Annotated in this window: 9 protein-coding genes and 4 pseudogenes; 8 read left to right on the forward strand and 5 right to left on the reverse strand. The window is 64.3% G+C overall.

Annotated features, from left to right (window positions below):
- Both AUC71_RS06795 and AUC71_RS06800 read right to left on the reverse strand, forming a co-directional pair.
- On the reverse strand, positions 1-691 hold a 691-nt coding region (locus tag AUC71_RS06795), incomplete at its 3' end, for a helix-turn-helix domain-containing protein (protein WP_244500832.1).
- Positions 692-840: 149 nt separating this feature from the next.
- Entirely contained in the window at positions 841-1,752 is a 912-nt protein-coding gene (locus AUC71_RS06800; protein WP_342021809.1) for a GlxA family transcriptional regulator, read from the reverse strand.
- 105 nt (positions 1,753-1,857) lie between these two features.
- Here AUC71_RS06800 and AUC71_RS06805 point away from each other — a divergent pair.
- From AUC71_RS06805 to AUC71_RS06820, 6 genes and pseudogenes are all read left to right on the forward strand, one after another.
- Positions 1,858-2,738, forward strand: a pseudogene (locus tag AUC71_RS06805) (FAD-dependent oxidoreductase); the annotation flags it as partial.
- 108 nt (positions 2,739-2,846) lie between these two features.
- Positions 2,847-3,068: a hypothetical protein gene (locus tag AUC71_RS22235; RefSeq protein WP_342021806.1), complete on the forward strand. Its 222-nt coding sequence runs from the start codon at positions 2,847-2,849 to the stop codon at positions 3,066-3,068.
- Positions 3,065-3,574 carry a thiolase family protein gene (locus AUC71_RS22240; protein ID WP_342021807.1) on the forward strand — a complete coding sequence of 170 codons (510 nt, stop codon included), beginning with the start codon at positions 3,065-3,067 and terminating at the stop codon, positions 3,572-3,574. Before AUC71_RS22235 ends, AUC71_RS22240 begins: the two co-directional genes overlap by 4 nt.
- Positions 3,487-4,170 (forward strand): thiolase family protein, encoded by a 684-nt coding sequence (locus AUC71_RS22245; RefSeq protein WP_342021808.1) that lies wholly within the window; start codon positions 3,487-3,489, stop codon positions 4,168-4,170. Before AUC71_RS22240 ends, AUC71_RS22245 begins: the two co-directional genes overlap by 88 nt.
- Before the next feature lie 362 nt (positions 4,171-4,532).
- A pseudogene (locus AUC71_RS06815) lies at positions 4,533-4,886 on the forward strand (DUF2147 domain-containing protein); the annotation flags it as partial.
- A complete protein-coding gene (locus AUC71_RS06820; RefSeq protein WP_069623665.1) occupies positions 4,883-5,365 on the forward strand; it encodes a hypothetical protein in 483 nt (160 codons plus the stop codon). The pseudogene AUC71_RS06815 and the gene AUC71_RS06820, both read left to right, overlap by 4 nt.
- Before the next feature lie 60 nt (positions 5,366-5,425).
- Here the strand turns inward: AUC71_RS06820 and AUC71_RS21885 are convergent, their stop codons facing one another.
- From AUC71_RS21885 to AUC71_RS21895, 3 genes and pseudogenes are all read right to left on the reverse strand, one after another.
- Entirely contained in the window at positions 5,426-6,409 is a 984-nt protein-coding gene (locus AUC71_RS21885; RefSeq protein WP_280139289.1) for an AMP-binding protein, read from the reverse strand.
- Positions 6,410-6,419: 10 nt separating this feature from the next.
- A pseudogene (locus AUC71_RS22610) lies at positions 6,420-6,464 on the reverse strand (hypothetical protein); the annotation flags it as partial.
- Between the two features lie 227 nt (positions 6,465-6,691).
- Positions 6,692-7,135, reverse strand: a pseudogene (locus tag AUC71_RS21895) (AMP-binding protein); the annotation flags it as partial.
- A 357-nt stretch (positions 7,136-7,492) separates the two neighbouring features.
- Between AUC71_RS21895 and AUC71_RS06830 the strand changes: the two are divergent.
- Both AUC71_RS06830 and AUC71_RS06835 read left to right on the forward strand, forming a co-directional pair.
- Positions 7,493-7,762, forward strand: a complete 270-nt coding sequence (locus AUC71_RS06830; RefSeq protein ID WP_069442112.1) for an acyl carrier protein — start codon at positions 7,493-7,495, stop codon at positions 7,760-7,762.
- A gap of 95 nt (positions 7,763-7,857) precedes the next feature.
- Positions 7,858-8,637 (forward strand): beta-ketoacyl-[acyl-carrier-protein] synthase family protein (locus tag AUC71_RS06835; RefSeq protein ID WP_280139288.1); only part of this gene is annotated, 780 nt, incomplete at its 3' end.

Here is an 8,637-nt window from a genome sequence, read left to right on the forward strand (position 1 = left end):
ACGCCGGCGTGTTCACGTTGGGCCAAGTCCATGACCGTGCCAACAATCTTGGCGAGATCGATCGCATGTTCGCCGTCAATGTCGGCGGAGTCGCAACGGCCGTGCGCGCCGCGGCATCGAAGAACAGGGCATCCCCAGGACCCATGGGATAGAGCTTGTCGGCGTGGCGGTAGATCACCTGGCCCGTGAGCATGTAGATGAACTCCATGCCGTCATGCTGGAACTGGGTGTAGGGGTTCGCGTCCTCGCTCAGCGTGATGAGATAGGGCTCGACCACGATGTCGCCCGACAGCGTATGGCCCAGGAGCTCGTAATGGTGCCCCGCCTTGGTGCCGCGCCGCTCGATCAGCACGCCTTGGCCCGCCCGCACATAGGAGCAGTCCCGCCGATCCTCGAAATCGGCGAAGAAGCTGGTCATCGGCACGTTGAGGGCGCGGGCCAGGGCGCGCAAGGTGGAGAGCGATGGCGAGGTGCCGCCGTTCTCGATCTTTGAGAGCATGCCCGGCGACAGTCCCGCTTGTGCCGCGAGATCCGTGGCGGTGAGCTGCAAACGCTGGCGGAGCAGCCGCACTCGGCGCCCGATGGAAACTTCAAGATTGAGCTCGCCGGTGGTCGGAGCGTTCGAGCCGGTGGCGTATTCGTCCTCCGGCGGCGTTTCGGCGGCCGCCTTTCCCGGCTTGGGACGCGTCACTGCCGTCTTCTCCCGCGAAAGCGCGCGCGCCCGAAGCTCCTTTGAAGTCAGCCGTGAGGCCATCAGCCCTCCCGATCCCGGCATCTCATTGCGAGCGGTTCGCGGGATTGCACCAAACCTACCACCAAATTTTTCAGGCGCGCGACCATTTACGCGTTAGCCCTTGTGCGGCTCGGTGGTTCGCCGAAAGTCTGGCCGTAAGCACGGGAAAACTGGCTCGCCGAGGAAAAGCCGGTGGCAAGCGCCACGTCGAGAACGGGGAGCGACGTTTCGCGCAGCAGCTGGCGCGCACGTTCGAGCCGGAGCCAGCGGTAATGCTGGTGGATGCCGTGTCCGACATGGGCGTGGAAGAGCCGCTCCAGCTGTCTCAGCGAGATGCCCGCCTGCTTTGCCAGTTCGGTGCGCGGCAAAGGCTGCTCCAGATTCATCTCCATGACACCCAGCACGCGCAGCAACTTCTCGTCGGCGACGCCCAGCCGGTAGCGCAGATCCAGCCGCTGCGGGCCGTAGCCCTCCCGGATATGCGTATGCAGAAACCAATCGCCGACCGCGGCCGCAAGTTGCCGGCCGTGATCGCGTTCGATCAGCGCCACCATCATGTCGAGCGCCGAGATGCCGCCGGAGCAGGTGATGCGGTTGCCGTCGATCTCGAACAGGGAGGCACCACGGTTCGTCGGGAAAGGCTCGCGAAAAGCAGGCATGTGCTCCCAATGCAGCGTCGCGCGGCGGTCATCCAGCAGCCCTGCTCGCGCCAGGATGTATGGGCCGCCCGAGATGCCGCCGAGGATCGTGCCTTTTCGCGCAAGCCGTCTCAGCCACGCGAAGCTCGTCTTGTCGTTGAACGTCGCCGGGTTGCCGCCCGCGCAGACGAACAGCATGTCGGCGGGGCGCTCGCTGCGCGTTCCGCAGTCGGGAATGATCGCGACGCCGTTCGAGGCCGTCACCGGCTCGCCCGAAGGGGCCGCATGCCACCAGCGATACAGCGTCTGTCCCGAGAGCAGGTTGGCCGCGCGCAGGGGCTCGATGGCCGCGGTGTAGGACATCAGCGCGAAGTCGGGCACCAAAAGAAAGCCGACCGTCCTGAGATTCTGGCTCATGGCGGAAACGGTCAAACAAGCGACGTAAAATGTCAATCTTGTCGCGGGCAGGCGCTAGAAACTCGGCCCATGCGCTACTCGCTTGGCAGCCTTCTCACCAACGCTCTGACCGGCAACCGGAACTGGAAGCCGGTCTGGCGCGAGCCTGAGCCCAAGCCCCAATACGACGTAGTGATCGTCGGCGGGGGCGGCCATGGGCTCGCCACGGCGCATTATCTCGCCAAGCAGCACGGCATCACCAACGTGGCGGTGCTCGAGAAATCCTATATCGGCTCCGGCAATGTCGGCCGCAACACCACCATTGTCCGTTCCAACTATCTGCTTCCCGGCAACGAGCCCTTCTACGAATGGTCGATGAAGCTCTGGGAGGGCTTGGAGCAGGATATCAACTACAACGCCATGGTCAGCCAGCGTGGCGTGCTCAACGTCTTTCACTCCGATCCTCAGCGCGATGCATTCGTCCGGCGCGGCAACGCCATGCGGCTGCACGGCGCCGACGCCGAGTTGCTCGACCGCGAGCAGGTCAGGAAGCTGGTGCCCTTCGTCGATTTCGACAATGCACGCTTCCCCGTGCGCGGCGGGTTGTACCAGCCGCGCGGCGGCACCGTGCGCCACGACGCGGTCGCCTGGGGCTACGCCCGCTCCGCCGACCAGCGCGGCGTGGACATCATCCAGAACTGCGCCGTCACCGGCTTCCGCATCGATGACGGCCGCATCGTCGGCGTCGAGACCGAGAAGGGCTTCATCGGCGCCAAGAAAGTGGCGCTCTCGGTCGCCGGAAGTTCCAGCCGCGTCGCCGAGATGGCGGGCCTGCGTCTCCCGATCGAGGCGCATGTGCTCCAGCCTTCGTCACCGAAGGCATCAAGCCGCTGCTCGACGAGGCGGAACGCGCCGAAGCGGACAAGGTCGTGGAAGACGCCGACCATGTCGATGCGGGCGTGATCTTCGGCACGGGCTTTGCGCCGTTCCGCGGCGGGCCGCTGCACTACCGCAAGACGGAGAGCGCTGCACCGGCGGGCCAGGCTGCGGCGTAAGGACAAGAGGCCGGAAGGAACGACATGACGGAAGCGATACGGCGCGTTGCGGTGCTGGGCGGGGTGAGGATCCCGTTCTGCCGTTCGCATACGGCCTATGCCGAGCTCTCGAATCTCGATCTGCTCACCGCCGCGCTCGGCGGTCTGGCGGACCGCTTCACGCTGCATGGCGTGCATGTGGACGAGGTGGTCGGCGGCGCGTCGTCACCCACGCCAAGGATTGGAACCTCGCCCGCGAGGCGGTGATCGGCAGTCCCTTGGCCCAGACCACGCCCGGCATCACCATGATGCAGGCCTGCGGCACGAGCCTGCAGAGCGCGCTCGGCCTCGCCGCCAAGATCGCCACCGGCCAAATCGAGTGCGGCATCGCCATGGGCTCCGACACCACGAGCGATGCGCCCATCGTGTTCCAGCGGAAATTCGCCCAGCGCCTGGTGCAGGCCTCGCGCGCGAAAAGCATGGGACAGCGCCTCGCGGCCTTCAAAGGCATGATGCCTGGCGAGCTCGCGCCTCAGCCGCCGGACACGCGGGAGCCCCGGACCGGTCTCGGCATGGGCGAGCATTGCGAGCTCATGGCCAAGGAATGGGGCATCACCCGGGAGGACCAGGACGTGCTCGCCTTCGAGAGCCATCTCAAGGCGGCTGCGGCCTATGACGAGGCTTCATGGACGACCTCGTCATTCCTTGTGCCGGGGTGTTCCGGGACAACAATGTCCGCGAGGATATTTCGCTCGAGCGGCTGGCCGAATTGAAACCTGTTTTTGACAAGGCCAGCGGGACGATTACGGCCGGAAATTCGACCCCGTTAACCGATGGAGCCGCTAGCGTCCTGCTCGCCAGTGAAAAATGGGCGGAAAACCGCGGAATTCCGATTCAGGCATATTTAACTTTGGGTCGCACTTCTGCCGTAGACTATGTCCAGGGTGAAGGTCTGCTGATGGCGCCGACCGTAGCTGTGAGCGAATTGCTTCAACAGGCAGGTCTTGCGCTTCAAGACTTTGATTATTATGAGATTCACGAAGCATTCGCTGCGCAAGTGTTGGCAACGTTGAAAGCATGGGAATCAGAGGCGTATTGCCGGACCCGCCTGGGCCGGACGGAGCCTTTGGGGGCCATCGACCGGTCCAAGATGAATATCAAGGGCTCCTCGATCGCCATCGGCCACCCCTTTGCCGCCACGGGCGCGCGGATTCTGGCAGTTTTGGCCAAACTCCTGCATAGTGGGAGCGGTCAGAGAGGGTTGATTTCGGTATGTACCGCCGGCGGCATGGGCGTCGCCGCGATCCTGGAAGGGGTCGGAACGCCAAAGCCGGCGGAACTTGGCAACGATATGAAGGGCGCAACATAAGTGCTCTACCGCCGGAACAGAGTTTGGGTCCAACGAGACCCGTCAGGGACAGGGGGCAAGCGAGACAATGCCGGGGGACGCGCCGCGTCCACGGCCCGACCCATGACGGAGGTGCTTATGCGGCATCATGTGACCACCGCGGCGATCGGCCTTCTGGCCGCAGCCGTTCTTTTCCCAATGACTTCGACCGAAGCCGCCGCAGCCGATCCCACGGGCATCTGGCGTAAAGCAGACCAGGGCGAGCGCCCCGGTAAGATCCAGGTGTTCCGCTGCGGCTCCGGCAAGCGCTACGTCTGCGCCAAGATCGTTTGGTTGCAAGATCCGCTCGACAGTAGCGGCAAGCCGCTGCGCGCGTCCGCAACGAGAACCCGTCGCAGCGCGGCCGCGCCATCCTGGGTCTGCCGATCATCAACGGCATGGCGCCGACCGGCGCCAACCAGTGGAAGGGCAGCATCTACAATCCCGAGGACGGCAACACGTATTCCGCGACGCTGACGATGATGTCGAACAACCAGATCACTCTGCGGGGCTGCAAAGGCTGGATTTTGTGCGGTGAGCGCACGTGGCTGCGCACCTCGCTGCCGAAGGAAGAGCCGAAGGCCGAGGAGCAGATCGAGCTTCCGCCGAGCCCGAGGCCCCCGCCGAAACCGAGACGGCCGAGGCCAAGCCGGAGCCTCAAAGCGAGCCGGATGCCTTTGCCAACACCGAGATCTTGACGCCCGTCGCCAACACTCCGACTGCCGGGCAGCCAGGCTACCGCTTCCTGAACGGCTCGACGGCAGCCGAAGATCACGCCGGCTTCACGGGCGAGAACGTGCCCAGCATGTTTGTCATGACGAAGCCGATCGCCACCGACGCCGATGGCGACGAAGTCGCCGCGGCCGAGAGTGCACAGGAGCCGCAACCGGCCGCAGCGCCGCAGCCTGCAGCGCAGCCCGCCAAGCGGACAATCCAGGCCAATGCCGCGCCTGCGCCTCAGCCGCAAAGCGCGCCGCGTACGACGGCGGCACCCACGGCTCAGCCCGAGGGGACGGCCGAGGGTGAGCCCATCGACACGGCCGAGACCGAGACTGAGACCGCGGAAGCGGCGGTGGTCGATTCACAGAACTTGTCCCGGCGCGAGCGGCGGATGCTGCGCCGCCAGCAGCGGGGCATGGAGGAGCAGAGCCAGGGCCTGCTTCCCTGGCTGCGCTAAGGCCGAACGCGTTTCATGATGCTGCGATGCGGGGCAACCGCCCCGCATGAGGCCCTTAGGTCAGTGGCCGGCCTGCGCGCGTAGCTCTTTCTTGGAGAGCTTGCCGATCATGGTTTTCGGCAGTTCCTCGCGAAACTCGATTGCCACTGGCAGTTCAAGCTTCGACAGCTTCGGCCGCAAGAAGGCCATGAGCTCGACCGCCGTGGCGGTACTGCCCTCTTTCAGCTTCACATAGGCCTTCGGCGCCTCGCCCCGATACGCGTCCGGGACCCCGACCACGCAACACTCGGCTACCGCCGAATGCGCGTAGAGCGCGTCCTCGACGCGCCGCGGATAGACCTTGAAGCCGGCGGCATTGATCATGTCCTTGATCCGGTCGACGATGAAGACAAAGCCCTCTTCGTCCATGGTGCCGACGTCGCCCGTGCGGAAAAACCGGCCGGTGAAGGCCTGCTCCGTCTCCTCGGGCTTCTTCCAATAGCCGGTCATGACTTGCGGTCCGGCGATGCAGATCTCGCCGGGCTCGCCGCGGGCGACCTCTTGCGCCGGATCCTCGAGCGAGCGGATGCTGATCTCGGTCCCGGGCAGCGGCAAGCCGATGGAGCCTTCCCGCGTCACGTCGAGTGGATTGCAGGTGGCGACCGGCGAGGTCTCGCTCAAGCCATAGCCTTCCACCAGATTGCAGCCGGTCAGCGCCTCGAAGCCGCGCTTCACCTCGAGCGGCAGCGCCGCCGCCCCGGAGATGCAGAAGGCGAGCGAGGAGAGATCGAACCGCTTGATTCGCGGATGGCGCACCATGGCTTGGTACAGGGTCGGCACGCCCGGCATCATCGTCGGTTTCAATTTGCCGATCAGCTTCAGCGCCTGGACCAGCTCGAATTTCGGCATCAGGATCATTTCCATGCCGCTGGCCACGCCGAAATTCATCACCGTGGTCATGGCGAACACATGGAACAGCGGCAGCGCGCCGAGCACGCGGTCCGACAGCCTCCGGCGGCCGCTTCCCCCAGAGCTCCTGCGCCACGTTGATGGAGATATTCGCATGGGTGAGCATGGCGCCCTTGGGCGTGCCCGTGGTGCCGCCGGTGTACTGCAGCACGGCGATGCGTCCGGCGTGATGACCGGCCGCTCGTAGCGGCCGTCATTGGCCAGCAGCTCCGCCTCGCGGACGATCTGCCGCCGCATGCGGGACAGGCCGACCCTGGCGCGCTTCACCCGGCCCGAAAGCTTGACCCCCACCTGTTTGAGCGGGGGCAGGAGCGAGGTGAACTTGGCCACTACGGCCTTGTCCAGCGCCCCGCTCTTGAGCATGGCCTCGGCCTTGTCGAACAGCAGCGCCAGATCGAGCGTCACCATGATCTTGGTGTCGCTGTCGCGGATCTGGAACTCGATCTCCTCCAGGCTGTAGAGCGGGTTGAAGTTGACAACCGTGCCGCCCGCCTTGAGCACCCCGAAATAGAAGATCACGAAGGTCGGCGAATTGGGCAGCAAGAGCCCGACCTTGACCCCTTCGCCGACCCCCAGCGCCCGCAAGCCTTTGGCCGCCCGGTCCGACAGCGCGCCGATTTCCGCGTAGCTCAGACGCTTGCCGAGGAAGTAGGTGCAGGGCCGCGTCCCGAACGCGGCCACGGCATCGTCGAGGAGTTTGTGGACGAGGCCAGGCTTAAAGCTCCGCTCCCAAGAAATACCGTCCGGATAAGCCTTGAGCCACGGACGGTTTCTCAGGTCTTGGGCGGTGTCCACGGGTGCCGGATTCGCCTTGATGGTCATCGAGGTTCGGGTTTTGGCTTGCTTTACCGCCAGTTAACGGCGCCAAGGCCACAGACGGGAGGCAATTGGCCGCAAGCGCGTTCTTCTACTATTATTGTAGCACGGTGTTGATAAACAGTGCCGCAAAGGGCCCCGGGGCCTGTGTGGATTATGCTGAAACCAAAGGCGGCGACAGGCGCAAAAACGCCAATTTTGTTAGCGATTAGAGCGTATAGTACCGGCAAATCGAGCGTGCGGGGCACGGGTAGACTCGACCAGTTTTTAAGTCTATTCCAATGCCTGACTTGCCCTCGGATTAGCTATGTTTTAGCCAGGGACCATTAGACACGGACCCCTCAACGGGGCAGGGAGAGCGATATGGACGAGGTGGCCACCAAGATCATCGAGATTCTACGTAAGAACATGAAGGACCCATCCAAGGCCGTCGCGCTCGAGACCCCCCTGAGCGAACTTGAGATCGAGTCCCTCGATCTCGCGGTGATCGTGTTCGACATTGAGGATACCTTCGGTATCGAAATTCCCTATAATGCGAACGAAGAAGTCGAAGCGTTTGCGACGGTCGGCTCTGTGGTCGATCGCGTGAAGGGGATCATCGCAGAATCGAAGGCCTCGGGCGCAGCAGCTTAGACCAGCCGTCCGCTCGGGTCCTTCTCGGGACGTGGACCAGGCTTGGAGTTACGGCTTAACACTACATGACACACGCTAACGGACGCAGGCGCGTCGTGGTCACTGGCCAGGGCGTCGTCACTCCTTTGGGTACGGGCGTTGACAAGTTCTGGGCTGCCATGAAGGGCAGCGCTTGCGGTATCCGCGAGGTCCAGAGCTTCGACACCCAAGACCTGTACATCACGATCGCCGGCGAGGTGCCGGATTTCGACCCGCGAGAGCGCTTGCAGAGCAAGCAGCTCATGCTCGCCGACAAGTATTCCCAATATGCCGGCTGCGCGGCGCATGAAGCCGTGACCCAGTCGAGACTGGAATATCCGATCAAGGACGCCGACAGCTACCGCGCCGCCTGCATTATCGGTTCCGGTGTCGGCGGCCTGACCACACTCGAATTCTCCTACAAGATGCTGTTCAAGGAGAACAAGCGCGCCACGCATCCGCTGACGCTTCTCAAAGCGATCGGCTCGTCGGCGAGCGCGCATGTCAGCATCGAGTACGGTATCAAGGGCCCGACCTTCGGCGTGGTCAGCGCCTGCTCGACCGCGACCCACTCTATCGGTCTCACCTACCGCATGATCCGCGAAGGGCTCGTCGACATGGGTCTTGCCGGCGCGGCGGAAGCCTCGCTCAATTGGGGCGCCACGCGCGCCTGGCAGGCCATGCGCGCTGCTGAGCCCCGACGGCCTGTGGCCGTTCTCCAAGAAGCGCAACGGGACGGTCTTGGCCGAGGGCGCGGCATCCTGATGCTGGAGGAGTACGAGCGCGCCAGGGATCGCGGCGCGCCGATCCTGGCCGAGCTCATGGGCTACGGCATGACGGCGGACGCGGCCGACATG

The organism is Methyloceanibacter marginalis (assembly GCF_001723295.1).
In the GTDB taxonomy this organism is placed as follows: domain Bacteria; phylum Pseudomonadota; class Alphaproteobacteria; order Rhizobiales; family Methyloligellaceae; genus Methyloceanibacter; species Methyloceanibacter marginalis.